At 67.2% G+C, this 19568-nt stretch carries 19 protein-coding genes and 1 other RNA gene; 13 read left to right on the top strand and 7 right to left on the bottom strand.

Translation table 11 applies throughout. The features are described from left to right. Position 1 precedes the first annotated feature (1 nt). From ubiE to J2126_RS10315, 5 genes are all read right to left on the bottom strand, one after another. On the bottom strand, positions 2-799 hold the full coding sequence (ubiE, locus tag J2126_RS10335; protein ID WP_209486477.1) for a bifunctional demethylmenaquinone methyltransferase/2-methoxy-6-polyprenyl-1,4-benzoquinol methylase UbiE: 798 nt from the start codon (positions 797-799) through the stop codon (positions 2-4). 115 nt (positions 800-914) lie between these two features. Beyond that, a complete protein-coding gene (locus tag J2126_RS10330; protein WP_169124894.1) occupies positions 915-1121 on the bottom strand; it encodes a hypothetical protein in 207 nt (68 codons plus the stop codon). A gap of 222 nt (positions 1122-1343) precedes the next feature. Then, on the bottom strand, positions 1344-4877 hold the full coding sequence (locus tag J2126_RS10325) for a PAS domain-containing hybrid sensor histidine kinase/response regulator (protein ID WP_209486474.1): 3534 nt from the start codon (positions 4875-4877) through the stop codon (positions 1344-1346). A 107-nt stretch (positions 4878-4984) separates the two neighbouring features. Then, positions 4985-5698: an alpha/beta hydrolase gene (locus J2126_RS10320; RefSeq protein ID WP_209486472.1), complete on the bottom strand. Its 714-nt coding sequence runs from the start codon at positions 5696-5698 to the stop codon at positions 4985-4987. A 72-nt stretch (positions 5699-5770) separates the two neighbouring features. After that, a complete protein-coding gene (locus J2126_RS10315; protein ID WP_209490029.1) occupies positions 5771-6199 on the bottom strand; it encodes a MarR family winged helix-turn-helix transcriptional regulator in 429 nt (142 codons plus the stop codon). A 182-nt stretch (positions 6200-6381) separates the two neighbouring features. On the opposite strand from J2126_RS10315, the gene J2126_RS10310 reads away from it, so the two are divergent. Continuing rightward, positions 6382-6810, top strand: coding sequence for an organic hydroperoxide resistance protein (locus J2126_RS10310; protein ID WP_209486470.1), 429 nt, complete (start codon positions 6382-6384; stop codon positions 6808-6810). Between the two features lie 217 nt (positions 6811-7027). Here J2126_RS10310 and ffs read toward each other — a convergent pair. Both ffs and J2126_RS10300 read right to left on the bottom strand, forming a co-directional pair. Next, positions 7028-7126, bottom strand: an RNA gene (ffs, locus tag J2126_RS10305) — signal recognition particle sRNA small type. 74 nt (positions 7127-7200) lie between these two features. Further along, on the bottom strand, positions 7201-8235 hold the full coding sequence (locus tag J2126_RS10300; RefSeq protein WP_209486468.1) for a hypothetical protein: 1035 nt from the start codon (positions 8233-8235) through the stop codon (positions 7201-7203). Between the two features lie 342 nt (positions 8236-8577). Here J2126_RS10300 and J2126_RS10295 point away from each other — a divergent pair, with 342 nt between their 5' ends. From J2126_RS10295 to J2126_RS10240, 12 genes are all read left to right on the top strand, one after another. Then, on the top strand, positions 8578-9684 hold the full coding sequence (locus J2126_RS10295) for a hydrogenase small subunit (RefSeq protein WP_209486466.1): 1107 nt from the start codon (positions 8578-8580) through the stop codon (positions 9682-9684). Beyond that, positions 9681-11495, top strand: coding sequence for a nickel-dependent hydrogenase large subunit (locus J2126_RS10290; RefSeq protein ID WP_209486464.1), 1815 nt, complete (start codon positions 9681-9683; stop codon positions 11493-11495). The genes J2126_RS10295 and J2126_RS10290 overlap by 4 nt, the downstream gene beginning before the upstream one ends. A 12-nt stretch (positions 11496-11507) precedes the next feature. Beyond that, a complete protein-coding gene (gene cybH / locus J2126_RS10285) occupies positions 11508-12260 on the top strand; it encodes a Ni/Fe-hydrogenase, b-type cytochrome subunit (protein ID WP_209486462.1) in 753 nt (250 codons plus the stop codon). A gap of 375 nt (positions 12261-12635) precedes the next feature. Beyond that, a complete protein-coding gene (locus tag J2126_RS10280; protein ID WP_209486460.1) occupies positions 12636-13262 on the top strand; it encodes a HyaD/HybD family hydrogenase maturation endopeptidase in 627 nt (208 codons plus the stop codon). 4 nt (positions 13263-13266) lie between these two features. After that, complete coding sequence (locus J2126_RS10275; RefSeq protein WP_209486458.1) at positions 13267-13599, top strand: HypC/HybG/HupF family hydrogenase formation chaperone; 333 nt, start codon at positions 13267-13269, stop codon at positions 13597-13599. Further along, on the top strand, positions 13599-14003 hold the full coding sequence (locus tag J2126_RS10270) for a hydrogenase (RefSeq protein WP_209486456.1): 405 nt from the start codon (positions 13599-13601) through the stop codon (positions 14001-14003). Before J2126_RS10275 ends, J2126_RS10270 begins: the two co-directional genes overlap by 1 nt. Before the next feature lie 12 nt (positions 14004-14015). After that, entirely contained in the window at positions 14016-14879 is an 864-nt protein-coding gene (locus tag J2126_RS10265) for a hydrogenase expression/formation protein (protein WP_209486454.1), read from the top strand. Positions 14880-14887: 8 nt separating this feature from the next. Further along, a complete protein-coding gene (locus tag J2126_RS10260; RefSeq protein WP_209486452.1) occupies positions 14888-15763 on the top strand; it encodes a [NiFe]-hydrogenase assembly chaperone HybE in 876 nt (291 codons plus the stop codon). Next, positions 15760-16722 carry a nickel-dependent hydrogenase large subunit gene (locus J2126_RS10255; RefSeq protein ID WP_209486449.1) on the top strand — a complete coding sequence of 321 codons (963 nt, stop codon included), beginning with the start codon at positions 15760-15762 and terminating at the stop codon, positions 16720-16722. The genes J2126_RS10260 and J2126_RS10255 overlap by 4 nt, the downstream gene beginning before the upstream one ends. Further along, positions 16715-17056, top strand: a complete 342-nt coding sequence (hypA, locus tag J2126_RS10250) for a hydrogenase maturation nickel metallochaperone HypA (protein WP_209486447.1) — start codon at positions 16715-16717, stop codon at positions 17054-17056. Before J2126_RS10255 ends, hypA begins: the two co-directional genes overlap by 8 nt. Next, complete coding sequence (hypB, locus tag J2126_RS10245; protein WP_209486445.1) at positions 17056-18069, top strand: hydrogenase nickel incorporation protein HypB; 1014 nt, start codon at positions 17056-17058, stop codon at positions 18067-18069. Before hypA ends, hypB begins: the two co-directional genes overlap by 1 nt. Next, positions 18066-19544: a sigma-54-dependent transcriptional regulator gene (locus tag J2126_RS10240; RefSeq protein ID WP_209486443.1), complete on the top strand. Its 1479-nt coding sequence runs from the start codon at positions 18066-18068 to the stop codon at positions 19542-19544. Before hypB ends, J2126_RS10240 begins: the two co-directional genes overlap by 4 nt. The last annotated feature ends 24 nt before the right edge of the window (positions 19545-19568 follow it).

Raw genomic sequence — 19568 nt, 5'->3', positions numbered from 1 at the left:
ATCAGATGCGGAAGCCCGAATGGAGGGCCACCACGCCCCCGGTCATGCGGGTGAAGCTGACGCGGGCGAACCCGGCCTCCCGCATCATGCCCGCGAACGCCTCCGCCGGAGGGAAGCGGCGGATGGATTCCACCAGATACCGGTAGGGCTCCGCATCCCCCGCCACGCGCTTGCCGATCTGAGGGATCACGCGGAAGGAGAAGGCGTCATAGACCTTGTCCAGCAGCGGCACATCGACCTTGGAGAATTCCAGCACGAAGGCGCGCCCGCCCGGCTTCAGCACGCGGCGCATCTCCTTGAGGGCAAGGTCGATGCGCGGCACGTTGCGGATGCCGAAGGCGATGGTCACGGCATCGAAGCTCATGTCCGGGAAGGGCAGGGCCTCGGCGTTCGCCTCCTCGAAGGCGACGCGATCGGCAAGGCCCCGCTTCTGCGCGCGCTCGCGGCCCACCGCCAGCATGTCGGTGTTGATGTCGGCGACCACGGCGTCCGTGCCCGGCCCGCCGGCCTCGACCACGCGGAACGAGACGTCGCCCGTGCCGCCGGCCAGATCCAGCAGGTGGAAGGCCCGCGCGCCCTGCGGCGGGCGCACCTTGGACACCAGCGCATCCTTCCACGCCCGGTGCAGGCCACCGGACATGAGGTCGTTCATGATGTCGTAGCGCCGCGCCACCTTGTGGAACACGTCGTCCACCAGCGCCTGCTTCTCGGCGAGGGGCACCGTGCGATAGCCGAAATGGGTATCGGCCGCGCTGTCGCGGGTCTCTTCGGTTGCCGGGGCGGAATTGAAGTCCGTCATCTTGTTTCTGGCCGCGCGCTGTTGCCGTTCGGGCGCGACCTTATCGGATGATGCCGCACGGCGCCATAAAGCCGGCGTCGCAGCCGCGCCGGCCCTGTGGGGCCGGCCTCCGGCGTCAGTTGCCCTTCGGGCCGCGCGGGTGCCGGGCGATGCCGGTCACGTCGAATTCGAGTCCAGCCTCGGTGTAGCGGGAATTGGCCGGGGCCTCATCGGCGGCCTTGCAGCCACGCGAGGAGAAGCTCAGGGGAAAACGGAGACGGCGCTTGCGGGCGTCGATCTCTTTCCGCAGCGGGAAGACGGGAACGTTGATCGTGATCGTCATAGCCACGCTCCAAAAGTATTCGCGCGTCGAGTTAAGCGTGGAAGTGTTACAAATATTAACGATCTGGTAACACTTCCATGCCGCGGAGGCGTGCTTCTATGGCACGTCCCCATAACGCTGGCTGAAGGCGGCGTTTATTGGGCGTTCATGGGGATGAACGGGGGCTTAATCGCGAAGCGCGCGCCCTGTGGCGGAAAGGACGCGCGGAAAGCCGGCGAAAGACTATTCGGCGGCGGCGCGGGCGATGCGCCAATGAGCGAGGATGGCCCGGAGCGCGGCGGGTTTCAGAGGCTTGTTGAGGATTTCCATGTCCGCCGCACGGGCCGCGTCGCGCACCTTCTTGGAGCGGTCGGCGGTGATCAGGACGGCGGGTATTTTCCCCAGTTTCCACCTCAGCGACATGATCGCCTCGATGCCGTGTCCGCCATCGAGATGGTAGTCCACGAGCGCCACGTCGGGCTTCTTGCGGCGGTGGCGGATGGCTTCCAGGGCGCCCTGCGCGCTGGCGGCGGTGATGACGTCGCAGCCCCAGCCTGTGAGTAGCATCTGCATGCCGTCGAGGATCGCCGGCTCGTTGTCGATGGCGAGGATGGTGAGTCCGTCGAGCTGCGCCCCCCGGCGGGCAGGGCTGGGCACCGCCTCGCGCTCCTCCGGCATGGAGACGGCCACCGGCAGCTCCACGGTGAAGGCCGAGCCCTTGCCGTGGGTCGAGCGCAGCGCCACCGGATGCTCCAGCACGCGCGCGATCCGCTCGACGATGGAGAGGCCGAGCCCGAGGCCGCGCGCCGCCTTCGCCCCCTGGTCGAGGCGCTGGAATTCCTGGAACACCAGCTTGTGCTTGGAGCGGGGAATGCCGACGCCGGTGTCGTACACCTCCACCCGCACCTTGCCGCCCACCCGCCGGCAGCCGACGAGGATGCGGCCGCGCTGGGTGTATTTCACCGCGTTGGAGACGAGGTTCTGCAACAGGCGGCGCAGCAGCCGGCGGTCGGAGCGCACGGCGAGCGAGCAGGGCAGGAAGGTGAGTTCGAGGTTCTTCTCCCGCGCCAGCGGCGCGAATTCCATCTCCAGCGGCTTCAGCACGTCGGCGATGCGGAAGGCGGAAAATTCCGGGCGCATGACGCCGCTGTCGAGCCGGGAGATGTCGAGCAGGGCCCCGAGGATCTCCTCCACCGATTCCAGCGAGGCGTCGATATTGCCGGCGAGGCGCTCCTCTTCCGATCCCTTGGCCCGCTCCACCATGCTGGTGGCGTAGAGGCGGGCGGCGTTGAGCGGCTGGAGGATGTCGTGGCTGGCGGCGGCGAGGAAGCGCGTCTTGGAGAGGTTGGCCTCGTCCGCCTCGGCCTTGGCGATCTCCAGCGCGCCGTTGAGCCGCTCCAGCTCCTCGGTGCGCTCGCGCACGCGATTTTCCAGCGTCTCGTTCGCCCGCTCCAGCGCGAGCGCGGCCTCCACGCTCGCGGTAATGTCGGTGAAGGTCACGGCGATGCCGCCGTCGGGCATGGGGTCGGAGCGGGCCTCGATGACGGCGCCACGCTGGTGCAGGCGCTCGGAGAAGTCGGGGTCGGGGCTCACGTAGCGGGTGACGCGGCGGGTGACGCGGGTGGCGATGTCGTCGCTGTCCTCGCCCTCGTCGTCGGCGGGGGCGGCGGCGAGGATGTCGGTGAGCGGCACGCCCACCGCGTAGCATTCGCCGGGCAGATCCAGCATCTGGCCGAACTGCCGGTTCCAGCATACGAGGCGCAGGTCGCGGTCGAACACGGCGATGCCCTGGCGCACATGGTCGATGGCGCTTTGCAGCAGCTCGCGATTGTACTGGATGGCGGCGGAGGCGTCGTCCAGTAGCTTCAGGGCCGCCTTGGTGGAGACCGCCCGCTTGCGCAGCAGCAGCGAGAGCACGAGACGGGACGAGGCCGCGCCCACCGCCGAGGCCAGCAGATGCTCGGCATGGCGGACCATGCCCGCGTCCGCCTCGCGGTGGGTGTCGAGCTTGAAGCCGTGCTGGCGGGCGTAGCTGTCGAAGGCGGCGCGGGCGCGCTCGGTGCCCAGATAGCGCTCCACCGTCGCCATCAGCTCGCCAAGGGAGACCGAGGAGCGCCAGCGCAGGAAGGCGGGCCGCGCTGGCGGCCGGTCGCCCGTGCCCGCGAACAGCCGCGCCTGCGTGCGCTCGATCTGCGAGGGGCGGGTGAGGAAGGAGACGACGACCAGCGCCAGCGTGTTGAGCCCCAGGCTCCAGGCGACGCCATGGGCGAGCGGCCCGGCGGTGAGGCCGAGCAGCGCGGTGGGGCGCAGGAGGCCGATGCCGAACGGGCCGTCGTTCAGCACGCCCGCGGAGATCAGCCCGGCCTCGGCGAGGCTCGGCACCATCAGCGTGTAGGCCCAGGTGGCCCCGCCCACCACGATGCCGGCGATGGCGCCCTTGGCGGTGGCGCGCTGCCACAGCAGCCCGGCGGCGAAGGCCGGCCCCACCTGCGCGATGGCTGCGAAGGAGAGCAGGCCGATCTGCGCCAGCTGCACCTCGCCGGTGGTGCGGTAATAGAGATAGGCGAGGAGGACGATGACGAAGATGGACACCCGCCGCACCATCAGCAGCAGGCCGGTCATGTCCTCGCGCGGCTCGCCCTCGGGCAGGTGGGCGGACCGCGCGGCGCGGCGGCGCAGCAGCAGCGGCATCACCAGGTCGTTGGAGACCATGATGGCGATGGCGACGCACTCCACGATGACCATGGCGGTGGCCGCCGAGAGGCCGCCGACGAAGGCCAGCAGCGCGAGGCTGTCGAAGCCGGCGGCGAGCGGCACGGCGAGCACATAGACGTCGCTGTCCACCATGTTGAGCGGAAACAGCGTCATGCCCGCCAGCGCCAGGGGCACCACGAACAGGTTGATGAGCACGAGATAGAGCGGGAACAGCCAGCGGGCGCGGCGGATCTCGCTCTCGCCCTTGTTCTCCACCACCGCCACATGGAACTGGCGCGGCAGCAGCATGAAGGCGCCGCCGGACAGGATGGTCATGGTGAGCCAGTTTTCCAGCGACAGCCCGCGCTCGAAGGGCGCCACCGCGCTCGCCTCCCGCGCCGCGTACCAGAGCGCGAACGGCCCGTCGAAGATGACGAAGGTGACGAGCAGGCCGACGCCCAGGAAGGCCGCGAGCTTCACCAGCGATTCCGTGGCGATGGCCAGCATGAGGCCGTTCTGGTGCTCGGTGGCGTCGGTGTGGCGGGTGCCGAACAGGATGGCGAAGGCGGCCATGGCGCAGGCCACGAACAGCGCGAGGTCGCCCACCAGCGTGCCGCGCCCGTGGTCGCCCGCGAAATGGCCGAGCAGCGCCACCAGCGAGGCCGAAACCGCCTTCAGCTGCAGCGAGATGTAGGGGATGGCAGCGATGATGGCGACGATGGCCACCAGCGCCGCGATGCCCTGGTTCTTGCCGTAGCGGGCGGCGATGAAGTCGGCGATGGAGGTGATGTTGTTGGCCTTGGCGAGCCGCACCACGCGCAGGAACAGCGGCGCGCCCACCGTCATCAGGATGATGGGGCCGAGATAGATGGTGAGGAAGTCGAAGCCCTGGGTGGTGGCGAGGCCCACCGAGCCGAAGAAGGTCCAGGAGGTGCAGTAGACCGCCAGCGACAGGGAATAGATCATCGGCCGCGCGGTGCCGCGGCCCGCGCCCGGGCGCAGCCGGTCGCCATAGCTCGCGATGGCGAACAGAAGGCCGATATAGGCCAGAGCCACGAAGATGACGACCGACGCCTGTAGCATGTCCCCCGTCCGGCCTCCCCAAGTCCGGAACCAGCCGTTCTTGTTTAGTTTGGAGGCGACCTCATCACTTCGTAGGGGGCTTGTCCAGCGGGTGGATCAAAGCCGGCTCACGGCGCGGCGGGCGCGGCGGCGGGCTCCAGGAAGAAGGACACCGCGAGGCCCACCACCGGCGGCTGCCAAGCGTGGGGGCCGTTGTATTCCATGTAGGTCACGTCATAGCCCGCCTCCTTCAGCAGGGCCGTGTGCGCGCGGCCGGAGCGCTGCACCGGGATCTGCTCGTCGTTCACCCCGTGGGAGATGAACACGCGCGGCGCTCCGCTCTGGCGCTGGACGGACATGAAGCCCGCCGAGGAGACGATGAGGTGGGTGACGAAATGGCCGTTGGTGAGCCCCAGCGAGAGGGTGTAGCTGCCGCCGTCCGAATGGCCGGCGAAGCAGATGCGGGTGCGGTCGATCTCGAAATGCCGGGCGACCAGCGCGAGCGCCGTCTCCAGCCGCTCGCGGTCCGGCCCGTTGCCGGCGATCACGATGTCCCAGGTGGGGAAGACGGACTGCGGCACCAGCAGCAGGAAGCGGTGGGTGAGGGCGTGCTGCTCCATCATGGGCAGGATCTTCCGCGCGCTGCCGCCGCCGCCGTGGAACAGCACCATGAGCGGCACCGGGACGCCCGGCTCCAGCCCCTCCGGCACCACCAGCAGGGCATCCCGCTCCGCCGAGAGGCCGAGGTTGTGATGGCCGGGGGGCAGCGGTGGCAGGTCGTGCGCACGGTCCTGCGCGGCGGGGGCGAAGGTGATGTGGCCGGCGAGATGGGGATCGAGCATGGCGGCCTCCCGGTTGTTCTGGCGTTTCCGCATCCGGTGTACCGTATACAAGCGCGGGGATGAAGCCGCCGCTCAGCCCTGTGCGGCCTTCTCCAGCGCCGCCCGCAGGGCTGTGACCTCGCGCTGGAGGCGCATCACATCGGCAAGCTCGAGGCCGGTGGCGCCGAGGATGCAGCCGGGGATGTGGCGGGCCTTCTCCTGCAAGGCGCGGCCCTGCGGCGTGAGCTTCACCCGCACCACCCGCTCGTCGGCGGGATCGCGGCTGCGGGTGAGGTGGCCGAGGGCCTCCAGCCGCTTCAGCAAAGGCGTGAGCGTACTGGATTCCAGCCCCAGCGCCGCGCCGAGGCTGCCGACGGTGCGGTCGTCCTCGGTCCACAGGCTCACCAGCGCGAGATATTGCGGATAGGTGAGGCCGAGGTCGTCCAAGAGCGGCTTGTAGACCCGCGTGAAAGCGTGGCTGGCGGCATAGAAGGCGAAGCACACCATGTCCTCCACCGGCATCAGCGCAGGGGGGGCGGGCGTGGACTCTGGTGTTTTCTCGGACATGGCGGGCCTCGGAGGCTCCCTTCCAGATAAATCGCGCACGACAGGATCGCAACCGCTTGACGGGCGCGATGGCCTCGGCTATTTAGATCGTACACGATTTAATCGTTCACGAAATTACCAACCCACAGGAGCCCACCATGCCCGTCAACGTCCTCTACTCCACCTCCGCCCGCGCCACCGGTGGCCGCGATGGCCGCTCCGGCACGCTGGACGGCAATCTCGACGTGAAGCTCGTCACCCCGAAGGAGCTGGGCGGCCCCGGCGGCGAGGGTGTGAACCCCGAGCAGCTGTTCGCCACCGGCTATGCGGCCTGCTTCCTCGGCGCCATGAAGTTCGTGGCCTCGCAGGGCGGCACCGCCAAGGTGCCGGCGGATGCCACCGTCACCGCCACCGTGGGCATCGGCCCGCGCTCGGAAGGCGGCTTCGGCCTGGAGATCGCGCTGACGGTGTCCCTGCCGGGCGTGGACCGCGAGGCCGGCGAGGCGCTCATCGCCAAGGCGCATCAGGTGTGCCCCTATTCCAACGCCACCCGCAACAATATCGACGTGAAGCTCAGCCTCGCCTGACCCCTTCCCCGCCCTGCTGCCCCATCCTCCGGCCTCGGCCGGAGGATGGGTTTTTGCGTTGCTTTCGCTTAGGCGCCGCGCGGGCTTATACGTTGCCTTCGCTCAGGCGCCGCGCGTGCTTGGCCGCGCGCGCGGCCTCCAACCGCTCAGGCGCCCGAAACGCCCACAGGCGCGACGGCCGATGGGGCCGCGCGCCGGTCAGTTCCGTGCTGAATGGGGTGGGAGGCTGGACGAAGACCCGAGACCGGGCTCGTTGGGGCTGCTTCCTTCCGGACCTGACCCGGTTGGCGAGTGGCTCGTCCACCGCCAACCTCCCACGCGCTATATGGCAGGGGGAGGGGTGGGATGCAAGGGGGAAGGGAGATAACGTCACCTCAGCCTTCGATCGCCTCACCCCTTTAGCAGCTCAGCATGCATATCCCGAAACTCCTTGGAACACTCCGAATTTGTCTTGTCAATATCAATTTCCGGGTAGTCTTTATGAATTTTATTCATAAGTAATTTTAGATCTTGCCGCAATTTTTCTTTTATTATTTTAATTTCCGCCAAGCCATTTTTTTCACGCTCCCGACTTTCAGCGCTTGAATGTTTGGATCCAAAAATCTGGATCATCCAATTTTGACTCTCTCTGTAATAATCCGAATAAGATGCAGCAGTGTATAGGCTATCTTTAAGATTTACCATCAGATCTTGAGCATCTTTATCATATAATATGAATCTCGAACTATCACATACCCCACGCAAGCCATCAGAGATATGAATACCACCTACATACATTTGATCAGGCAGATATTGTATGAATAAATCTAACATTGACGAACTCATGTTACTCATAAACCAGTTTATTATCTTGATATCCTTCTCTCTTTTAATTAAACTAAAATCGGCATCAACTACCCTATACGGTCTTGTAGGTGATTTTTCAACTATCAATGCCATCGCGCGGTAAACGAGATTCAAAAAATTAGACTCATCTGATGATGCATTATTGTCGCGTATTGCGTAGGCTGAGATTCGATGCCGATCGAAATCAAATGGATATCCCGTTATATCGAGATCATCCTGATTTGCGACCATTATAATACGTTCCCAGCCCAAATGGACGGCAGCAACCCCAAGCTCAAACACCACATTCGGGTTTGGAATCTTTTTGAGTCCCCCAAGAAATGCCACCGGCGTCACATCGGCAATAAATACATCGCATTCTCTAATTTTTCGCACTATCTCATATGGAACATAGGGTGACCCCGGCGAATTTGTCGTGGCCTCTAATATTTCAACAAAAATGTTCTTATCTTTCTCGATCTTTATGGCCGCTAGTTTGATAGCTTTCCTTACTAAATTTGTCGTTTTTTCCGGCAGAACATCACTCTGCCAAGAAAAAAATACCCTAACAACGATTTTTATTCCGTCATTCCTATTCATGCTAGGTTAGTCCGTGAAAATATCTGCCGACGAGAAAACATTGATTTGACATGTGTTGGTTGTCAATCGGGCGCGACAACGAGAACGCGCAATAGTTTGGTTATTATGCATCTCGTGTGGCGCCGCCGATAACCCCCTTTCCACCCCACCCCTCAAACCGCTCACCCCCCATCCACCCCTTCCACCCCACCCCCGCACCCAACCTCCTGAAATCCCACACCCTCCCCCTCTGGCACACCCCTTGCTGAAACGGTTCCAATCCCCCGGCCTCGACGCCGGAGGGGAGGACTAAGGTCAGCCAAACGGTCAGCCCAAAAGGCTGCGAAGAGGGGGGACGCCTTTATGGCCCTCGAGACGTTCTATGAGGTCATGCGGCGGCAGGGCATCACCCGCCGTTCGTTCCTGAAATACTGCTCGCTCACGGCGGCGGCCCTCGGCCTCGGGCCGGAGTTCGCGCCGCAGATCGCCATGGCCATGGAGACCAAGCCGCGCACCCCGGTGCTGTGGCTGCATGGGCTGGAATGCACCTGCTGCTCGGAGAGCTTCATCCGCTCGGCGCATCCTCTGGTGAAGGATGTGGTGCTGTCGATGATCTCGCTCGACTATGACGACACCCTCATGGCCTCCGCCGGCCATCAGGCGGAAGCGATCCTCGACGAGGTGATGACCAAGTACAAGGGCAACTACATCCTCGCGGTGGAGGGCAACCCGCCGCTGAACGAGGATGGCATGTATTGCATCATCGGCGGCAAGCCCTTCGTGGACCAATTGAAGAAGGTGGCGAAGGACGCGAAAGCCATCATCTCCTGGGGCTCCTGCGCCTCCTATGGCTGCGTGCAGGCCGCGCGCCCCAACCCCACCCGCGCGACGCCCGTGCACGAGGTGATCTTCGACAAGCCCATCATCAAGGTGCCGGGCTGCCCGCCCATCGCCGAGGTGATGACCGGCGTCATCACCTACATGCTCACCTTCGACCAGCTCCCCGCGCTCGACCGCCAGGGCCGGCCGCTGATGTTCTATTCCCAGCGCATCCACGACAAATGCTATCGCCGGCCGCATTTCGACGCCGGCCAGTATGTGGAGAGCTTCGACGACGAGGGCGCGCGCAAGGGCTATTGCCTCTACAAGGTGGGCTGCAAGGGCCCCACCACCTACAACGCCTGCTCCACCGTGCGCTGGAACGACGGCGTGTCCTTCCCCATCCAGGCCGGCCACGGCTGCATCGGCTGCTCGGAAGACGGCTTCTGGGACAAGGGCTCGTGGTACGCCCGCCTTGCGGACCTCAAGGGCTCCGGCTTCGGCATTGAGGCCAATGCCGACCAGGTGGGCCTCGTCGCCGCCGGCGCGGTGGGCGCGGGCGTCGCGGTCCATGCGGCGGTCAGCGCGCTGAAGCGCGCCCAGCACAAGAATACCGACGGCGCGACCAAGACCGAGGGAGGCGAGAAGTGACCATCCAGACGCCGAACGGCTTTTCCCTCGACACATCAGGCAAGCGCATCGTCGTCGATCCGGTCACCCGCATCGAAGGCCACATGCGCTGCGAGGTGAACGTCGATTCCAACAACATCATCCGCAACGCGGTCTCCACCGGCACCATGTGGCGCGGGCTGGAAGTGATCCTCAAGGGCCGCGACCCGCGCGACGCCTGGGCCTTCGTGGAACGCATCTGCGGCGTGTGCACCGGCTGCCACGCGCTCACTTCGGTGCGCGCGGTGGAGGATGCGCTCCAGATCAAGATCCCCAACAACGCCTTCCTGATCCGCGAGATCATGGCCAAGGTGCTGCAGTGGCACGACCACGTCGTCCACTTCTACCACCTGCACGCGCTCGACTGGGTGAACCCGGTGAATGCGCTCAAGGCGGACCCGAAGGCGACTTCGGTGCTGCAGCAGTCCATCTCGTCCCACTCCAAGTCCTCGCCCGGCTATTTCCGCGACGTGCAGAACCGGCTGAAGAAGTTCGTGGAGAGTGGACAGCTCGGTATCTTCAAGAACGGCTATTGGGACAACCCGGCCTATCTGCTGCCGCCGGAAGCGGACCTTTTGGCGGTGACGCACTATCTGGAAGCCCTCGACTTCCAGCGCGAGATCGTGAAGGTCCACACCATCTTCGGCGGCAAGAACCCGCATCCGAACTATCTGGTGGGCGGCGTGCCCTGCGCCATCAACATGAACGGCGACATGGCCGCCGGCGCCCCGCTCAACATGGAGCGGCTGAACTTCGTGAAGCTGAAGCTTCAGGAGGCCTTCGAATTCTCGCAGAACGTCTATGTGCCTGACGTGATCGCCATCGCCTCCTTCTACAAGGGCTGGCTCTATGGCGGCGGCCTCTCCGGCCAGAACGTCATGGACTATGGCGACTATGAAGCCATCCAGGGCCAGAAGAAGACCGACCGCCTGCCCGGCGGCGTCATCCTCAACGGCAACTGGAACGATGTGCACCCCATCGACCCGCGCGACCCGGCGCAGGTGCAGGAATTCGTGGCGCATTCCTGGTACACCTATGGCGAGGGCAACAACGACAAGGGCCTGCACCCGTGGGACGGCGTGACCGACCCGCAGTACAAGCTCGGCCCCAATGCCAAGGGCACCCGCACCGACATCCAGGAGATCGACGAGAACGCCAAGTATTCCTGGATCAAGGCGCCGCGCTGGAAGGGCAATGCGGTGGAGGTGGGTCCGCTCGCCCGCTACATCCTCGCCTATGCCCAGGGCGTCGATTACGTGAAGGGGCAGGTGGACGAGGCGCTCGGCACGTTCAACACGCTGGCCGGCACCAACCTCACGGCCAAGCAGGCGCTGCCGACCACCATCGGCCGCACGCTGGCCCGCGCGCTGGAGGCGCATTACTGCGCCAAGATGATGCTGGACGATTTCGACCACCTCATCGCCAACATCAAGGCCGGCGACACCTCCACCGCCAACATGGAGAAGTGGGACCCCGCCACCTGGCCCAAGGAGGCCAAGGGCGTCGGCACCGTGGCGGCCCCGCGCGGCGGCCTCGGCCACTGGATCAAGATCAAGGACGGGCGGATCGAGAACTACCAGTGCGTGGTGCCCACCACCTGGAACGGCGGGCCGCGCGATCCCAAGGGCAATATCGGCGCGTTCGAGGCCTCCCTCATGAACACGCCCATGCAGCGCCCCGAGGAGCCGGTGGAGATCCTGCGCACCCTCCACTCCTTCGACCCGTGCCTCGCCTGCTCCACCCACGTCATGTCCGACGACGGGGCTGAGCTGGCGCGCGTCACCGTGCGCTGAGGGGAGGTGGCCATGACGGATACCTCTCTCTCCGGCGCCGCTCCTCCGGCGGCGGCCCCCACCCCGGTCGCTCAGGCGATCGCCGGTGGAAAGAAGCTGACCACCGTCTATGTCTATGAGGCGCCGGTGCGCCTGTGGCACTGGGTCAATGCGCTGTGCATCCTGGTTTTGTGCGTCACCGGCTACTTCATCGGCGCCCCGTTCCCCACGCTCTCGGGCGAGGCGAGCGCCCATTACCTCATGGGCACCATCCGCTTCGTGCACTTCTCGGCGGGCTACATCCTCGCCGTGGGGTTCCTGGGGCGGATCATCTGGGCCTTCTTCGGCAACAAGTATTCCCGGGAGCTGTTCACCTTCCCCTTCTGGCGGGCGAGCTTCTGGAAGGGCTTCTTCACCGAGGTGCAGTGGTATGCGTTTCTCAAGCCGCGGCCGCTGAAGTTCGTGGGGCACAATCCGCTGGCGCAGGTCTTCCTGTTCTTCGTGATGGTGCTGGGCCTCGCCTTCATGATCCTCACCGGCTTCGCCCTCTATTCGGAGGGCACGGGGCTCGGCTCCTGGCAGGACCGGCTGTTCGGCTGGGTGATCCCGCTCCTGGGCGGGTCCATGCAGGTGCACACGCTGCATCACCTCGGCATGTGGGTGATCATCGTGTTCATCATCATCCACGTCTATTCGGTGATCCGGGAGGACATCATGTCCCGCCAATCGATGGTCTCCGCCATCACCAACGGCCACCGCACCTTCCGGGACGACGATCCGGACTGAACGGCAGGGCGCGCATGGAACCCGAGAGAAGGGCGCGGCTTCGGCCGCGCCCTTTTCGTTTCTGCGCAATGGTGCGGCGCATTCCAATTGGCGCTGCAGGTGCTAACGATCGTCGCAGGGCGCGGATGGCGCGCCCCGTGAAAAGCCTTTCCGGATCCCGGAAAGCGCAATCATTGTTTCCATTTTTGGCGCCAACTGATCAAATACATTACAAATTGAGCTCACGATCCGGCCCTCGCAGATCCACGCGTCTTGATCCGAATCAAGCCCTTGGCCGGCTTCACGCCGCCTTGGCACGGTCCTTGATTTAGACGAACTCGAAATCAGACGGCGGCAGACCGTCGTGGGAGGCCATCGCAGGGAGGGCAGCGTCGCATGGACGGCGAACGGATTTGCGCGCGCATTCTGGTGCTCGGCATCGGCAACATCTTGTGGGCCGACGAGGGCTTCGGCGTGCGGGTTCTGGAAACCCTGGATCGCGCCTTCACCTTCCCCGAGCCTGTGACGCTGCTCGATGGCGGCACGCAGGGCCTCTATCTGCTCCCCTATCTCGAAGAAGCCGAAGGCGTCGTCATCGTGGACGCGGTGGATTTCGGCTCCCCGCCGGGCACCGTCCACATCCGCGCCGACGCCGACGTGCCCGCCGTGCTCGCCGCCCGCAAGGTGAGCCTGCACCAGACCGGCTTTCAGGAAATCCTCGGCCTCCTCGCCCTGCGCGGCCACACCCCCGGCCGCATCGTGCTCGTGGGCGTGCAACCCGAGGTGCTGGACGATTACGGCGGCGGCCTCACCGCCACCGTCGCGGCGCAGATCGAGCCCGCCGCGCGCAAGGTGCTCGCCATCCTGAAGGACGAATTCGGCATCGTGCCGGAGCCCCGCGCGGGGGAGGGATCTCTCGTCACCGCCGCCGTCGCCCGCGACCCCTATGAGACCGAGCGCCCCAGCGCTGAGGACGCCTGCCGCATCGGCGATGCGCGCGTGCTCGTGCGGCAGGAGGGCTGAGTTCATGTGCCTCGGCCTGCCCATGCGCATCGAATGCCTCGAAGGCCCCCACGCGCTCTGCTCGGCCGAGGGGCGGGAGGAGCGGGTGGATCTCTCCCTCGTGCCCGAGGCCGGGGAGGGCGATCACGTCCTCGTCTTCCAGGGCGCCGCCCGCCGCCTGCTGGAAGCAGAGGAGGCGCGCCTCATCACGGAAGCGCTCTCCGGCGTCGCCGCCATCATGGCGGGGGAGGCCGACACCGCCCTGATTGACCGCGCCTTCGCCGATCTCGTGGACCGCGAACCGGTCCTGCCGCCCCATCTCGCCGCGGCCTATGCCGCCGGCCGAAAGGAAGCCTGATGCCCCCGCTCGCCGCTCCCGACCTCCACCCCCTCGTCCGCCGCCTCAGCGAGGCCGGCGCTTGGCCCTCCGTCGAGACACTGGAGGATGCCGCCCGCCTCGATGCCCGCGACCATTTCCTGTTCCTGCCCTCCCACGGCAAGGCGCATCTGGAAAGCCCCGACATCGCCGTGGTGCTGCCCGAGCTGGTGAAGGCGCTGGGCGGGCCGCAGGCCATCGGCATCGCCCTCGCCGGCCCCAAGGCGGAGACCGCCCTGCGCGATGCCATGAGCCTCGCGCTCCCCGCCATCGTGGTGCTGCGCGCCGGCCAGCCGGTGGGCGCCATCGCCCGCATGCGGGACTGGGACGAATATCTCGACAAGCTCCGCGCCCTGCTCGCCGCCCCCTCCGCCGCCACCCACTGAAGGCTACCCCGAATGTCTTCCGGCTCCTCCTCCCCCTTCGCCACGCAGCCCCCCATCGGCTTCGGCCCCGGCAGCCAGTCCACCGCCGAGGACGAGGGCCTTGCCTATCTGCCCCTGCCGTCGGGCATGCGCACCTTCGAGGCGCATCTCATCGAGGTGGAGGACAAGGACCGCTACGTCCCCGCCTTCGCCGTGCTGGAAGAGGTGATCGCCGCGCTGGAAGGCTGGCAGCCGGGCGAGAGCCGCATCATCGACCTCGGACATCTCGATCCCGCCAACCTCGCCCTGGTGGACGAGGCCATGGGCGAGGGCGAGGTGGCGGTGAAGGTGGAGGGACGGGGGGACGTCCGCGCCATGGAAATCCAGGAAGCGACCTTCGCCGGCGTCTGGCGCCTGCGCGGCGCGGCGGGCACCGACCGCATCGAGATCGGCGCCTTCCCGCGCGGCGCTGTGGTGCGGGCATTCGGCGGTGGCGCGGGCATCGACCTTTCCGGCCTCGACGCGCCCGCACCCGGCATCTTCAACGCCCCGGCCCTGCTGGTGGAGATCGACGACCGCTCCCGCACCCGCCAGCCGGGCGATCCGGCGCACGTCATCAACCTCTCCCTGCTGCCGCACACGCCGGAAGACCTCGCCATGCTGGAGGCGCGCCTCGGCCCCGGCGCGACCACCGTGCTGTCACGCGGCTACGGCAATTGCCGCATCGACGCGACGGGCACGCGGCATGTGTGGCGGGTGCGCTTCTATAATTCGCAGGACATGCTCATTCTCGACACCATCGAGGTGAGCGAGGTGCCGGAAGTGGCCTGCGCCGCCCGCGAGGACATCGCCGATTCCGCCGAGCGCCTCACCGAGGTGCTGGCGGCCATGCGGTGAGGCATCCAATGTCCCAACACAGCTTCTTCGACGGCTCCTATCTCGGCGATCGCGCGCGGCTTGCCCCCACCGCGCGGCTGGAATGCAAGGTCTGCTGGCACGTCTACGACCCCGCCGAGGGGTGCGAGGCGTGGCAGATTCCCCCCGGCACGCCGTTCAACGCGCTGCCCGACCACTGGCGCTGCCCGGTGTGCGACGGCGCCCGCGACGCCTTCATGGTGCTCGACGGCGGCACGCCCGACCTGCCCGCCGTGATGCGCCCCGCCCCCGTCGATCCGGCGCTGGAACGCCAGCTCGCCGAGGCGCCCGGCCTGTTCGAGGCGGTGTTCCGCGAAATCCATGCGGCGAAGATGAAGGGCGTGCCCTTTGTCAACGGCAGCCTCGGGGTGAAGGCGGTGGGCTTCCGCATCCATGACGGGCGGGTGATGGGCGTGCTGGTGACGCCCTGGTTCATGAACATCGTGCTCCTGCCCAACGCCGCCGACGACTGGTCGAAGCTGAAGACCGGCGACCGCGAACTCATCGACTTTCCGTCCGGCACCTACGAATTCCTCGCCGCCAACCGGCCCGAGACCGGCCCCTACAAGGCCTGCTCGCTTTTCTCCCCCATGTTCGATTTCTCCTCCATGCTGCAGGCGGTGGAGACGGCCGAGGCGGTGATCCCTGGTCTGCTCGATCCCGCCAACCGGGAGGACGGCACCCGCTCCGGCGAGATCCGACGCCGGGCGGAAGCCGAGGACGCCGCCCGCGCCGCCGCCGAGACGGCGGCCCTCGCACCGGAAAGCGAGGCCCCCCGCCGCGAGGCGCCGACGGAACTTTCCCGCCGATCGCTCCTCCTCGGCCCGCGCGCCGGCGCTGAAGATCTGCGGGACGGCGCCGCATGAACTCGCCCCGCGCGCTCCGCAGCCTCACCCTCACGCCGGACGGGCGCGCGGGCGGCTGGCGCGTGGCGCGGGACGAGGGGCCGGACCCCGCGGCGGCCCTGGTCGGCCGCACGCCGGAGGAGGCGGCGCGGCTTGCCCCCCTCGTCTTCAACCTGTGCGGCGCGGCCCACGCCTTCGCCGCCCGCTCCGCCCTTGGCCTGCCGGGTGCCGCCGATGCGGAAGCAATGGCGCGGGAGACGGTGCGCGACCACGCGCTCGCGCTTCTTCACACCGTGCCCGTGGCGCTGGGCATGGCGCCGGACCGCGCCGCGCTCGGCCTGCTCGCCCGGCCGGACGGCGCCGCCTTCCATGCCGCCCTGGTGGGTGACGCCAGCGATCTCTCCGCTTTCTCCCCGTCCGAACTGGAGGCGTGGCTCGCCGCGGCGCCCAGCCCAACCGCTCGCGCCTTCGCCCGCATCCGCGCGGCCGATCCGGCGGAAGGGCGCGCCCATCTGCCGGAGCTGAGCGCGGACGTGCTGGCCGCCACCCTCGCGCGGCCGCCCGCCGCCATCGGCTCCCACCGCGAGACCGGCGCGCTCGGCCGCGTCGCCGGAATGCCGCTGATGGCCGCGCTGCTCAAATCCGAGGGGCCGAGCCTGTTCGTGCGCCTCCTCGCCCGGCTGGTGGATGGCCTCGCCCATCTCGCCCCCCGCCCGTCGCCACCGCTTCCGCCGGGCATCGCGCCCGCCGCGCGCGGGCTGCTGGGGCATCGGGCGGAGGTCGAGGACGGACGGGTGAAGGCCTATCGCATCCTCTCCCCCAGCGCCTGGAACCTCGCCCCCGGCGGGCTCATGGAGCGGGCGTTCGCCGCCCTCTCGCCCGGCTGGCGGACGCGGTGGCTTGCGCCGCTGCTCGTTTGCGCCATCAATCCCTGCGTGCCCGTCACCCTCTCCTTCGCCACGGAGCCCGCCTATGCATGAGATGGCCGTGTGCGAGAGCCTGCTCTCGGCGATGGAGGAGGCGGCGAAGGCGCAGAATTTCTCGCGCGTCACCCGCGTGCGCCTCGCCATCGGCCGCTTCGCCGGCATCGAGGTGGAGGCGCTGCGCTTCGGCTTCGACGTGGTGACGAAGGGTTCGCTGGCGGACGGCGCCGAGCTGGTGGTTCTGGAGGAGGAGGGCACCGCCTGGTGCTTCGACTGCTCCGACACCGTGCCGCTCAATCACCGCCTCGCCCCCTGCCCGAAGTGCGGCGGGGAACGGCTGGTGCCCAATGGCGGCACCGAGATGAAGATCAAAGACCTGGAGGTGATGTGATGTGCACGGTCTGCGGCTGCAGCGGCGACGGCGCCACCATTTCCGAGGCCCACGGCCATTCCCACGATCATGCCCATCCGCACACCCACACCCATGCGGACGGCACCACCCACAGCCATGCGCACGGGCACGAGCACGGCCACGATCACGCCCACGGGCATGACCACGACCACCATCACCATCACCACCACGACGATCACGCCCACGCGCCCGACGCCGGCACGCTGGACTATGGCACCGGCCCCGCCCGCGCCCATGCGCCGGGGCTGACGCAGGCGCGCATGGTGGAGATCGAAACCTCCATCCTCGCCAAGAACGATGATTACGCCGGCCGCAACCGCACCCGCCTCGATGGCGCGGGCGTGCTGGCGCTGAACCTCCTCTCCGGCCCCGGCGCCGGCAAGACGACGCTTCTGGTGGAGACGCTGAAGGCGCTGTCCGGCCGCATCCCCTGCGCCGTCATCGAGGGCGACCAGCAGACCGACAACGACGCCGCCCGCATCCGCGCGGTGGGCACCCCGGCGGTGCAGATCAACACCGGAAAGGGCTGCCACCTCGACGCCCACATGGTCGGTCATGCGCTGGAAAAGCTGCCCCTCCCGCCCGGCGGCGTGCTGTTCATCGAGAATGTGGGCAACCTCGTCTGCCCCGCCGCCTTCGACCTCGGCGAGACCAAGCGCGTCACGCTGATCTCGGTGGCGGAGGGCGAGGACAAGCCGCTCAAATATCCCGACATCTTCGAGGGCGCCGACCTCGTGCTCATCACCAAGGCGGACCTCGCGCCTTATGTGGATGCGGACATGGCGACGCTGGAGGCCAACATCCGCCGCATCAACCCGACGGCGGACATCCTCACCACCTCGTCAAGGGGCGAAGTCCTTCGCGGGGACTTGGGCCTCGCCCGCTGGATTGCCTGGCTGGAAGCCGCCCGCGCCGCCCGCCTCAACGACCTTGCGAGCGCCCGCGAGGCGGAAGCCTCGGCCCTGCGGGCAGCCGCGGGAGGCGCGCGATGAACCGGCGCCCGGCCATCCTCGTGGTGGATGACGAGCCGCGCTCGGTGGAGGTCATCGCCCGCGTGCTGGACGAGGAGTTCGACGTCTTCACCGCTCTCAATGCGGAGGAGGCGCGTCGCATCCTCGAAAACGAGTGGATCCAGGTGATCTTCTGCGACCAGCGGATGCCGCACACCTCCGGCGTCGCGCTGCTCACCGAGGTGCGCGAGCGCTGGCCGGACATATTGCGCATCATCGTCACCGGCTACACCGAGCCGGAGGACATGATCGGCGCCATCAACGACGCCGGCATCTACCAGTTCATCCCCAAGCCGTGGCATCCGGACCAGCTGCTGCTCGCCGCGCGCAACGCCGCGCACCTGTTCCAGCTCCAGCGCGACCATGAGCGGCTGAACCTGGAAATGAAGCTCACCACCTCCAATGCCGAGGCCCGCCTCGGCGCGCTGGAAGCGCGGGTGAAGCAGAATTTCCACTTCGACACTTTGGTGCGCGCCCCCGGCAGCCCGCTGTCGCAGCTCTGCACCCGCGCCGCGCAGGTGGCGACCTTCGACGTGCCTGTGCTGATCCATGGCGAGACGGGCACCGGCAAGGAGCTGCTGGCCCGCGCCATCCATTATTCCAGCCTGCGCTCGGACCGCCCCTTCTTCGCGGTGAATTGCGGGGCGATCCCGGACGAGCTTCTGGAATCCGAGCTTTTCGGCCACAAGAAGGGCTCCTTCACCGGCGCCCATGTGACCCGCATCGGCCTCCTCGACCAGGCGGACGGCGGCACCATCTTCCTCGACGAGATCGGCGACGTTTCCCCCGCCTTCCAGGTGAAGCTGCTGCGCTTCCTGCAGGAGGGCGAGATCCGCCCCGTGGGCTCCAACGAGGCGAAGCGGGTCAATGTCCGCGTGCTCGCCGCCACCCACCGCGACCTCAAGGGCGAGGTGGCTCGCGCCCGCTTCCGCGAAGACCTCTATTATCGCCTCTCGGCCATGGTGCTGACGCTGCCGGCCCTGCGCGAGCGGCGGGCGGACATTCCGGTCCTCGCCCAGAGCGTGCTCGATGCGCTCTCCAGCCAGCACGGCAAGCGCGTGCGCGGCTTCAGCGAGGAGACGCTCGCCTGCATGTCCGCCTACGACTGGCCGGGCAATGTGCGCGAATTGCAGAACGAGGTGACGCGCATGCTGGTGCTCGCCGAGCGCGACACCCTCTCCGCGGATCTCCTCTCCCCCCACGTGGTGCGCGCCGCCGCCGCCGAGACGCGGGCGCCGGAGACGCTGGCCAATTCCTCCATTTCCTTGCCCGACAGCGGACCCCTGAAGGACCGCATCGAGCGGATGGAAGCCACCATCCTCACCGAGACGCTGGTGCGCTGCCGCTGGAACAAGAGCCGCGCGGCGGAGGAGCTCGGCCTCTCCCGCGTCGGCCTGCGCGCCAAGCTCGACCGCTACGGCATCGCCCGTGGTGGGGCGTTCGGCCAATCGCACTGAGCAACGGTGCACTGAGGAGGAATA

Origin of the sequence: Xanthobacter flavus, assembly GCF_017875275.1 — a bacterium.
Taxonomy (GTDB): Bacteria; Pseudomonadota; Alphaproteobacteria; order Rhizobiales; family Xanthobacteraceae; genus Xanthobacter; species Xanthobacter flavus_A.
The sequence above is the reverse complement of the archived record's forward strand: the minus strand, read 5'-3'. Positions and strand labels throughout refer to the sequence as shown.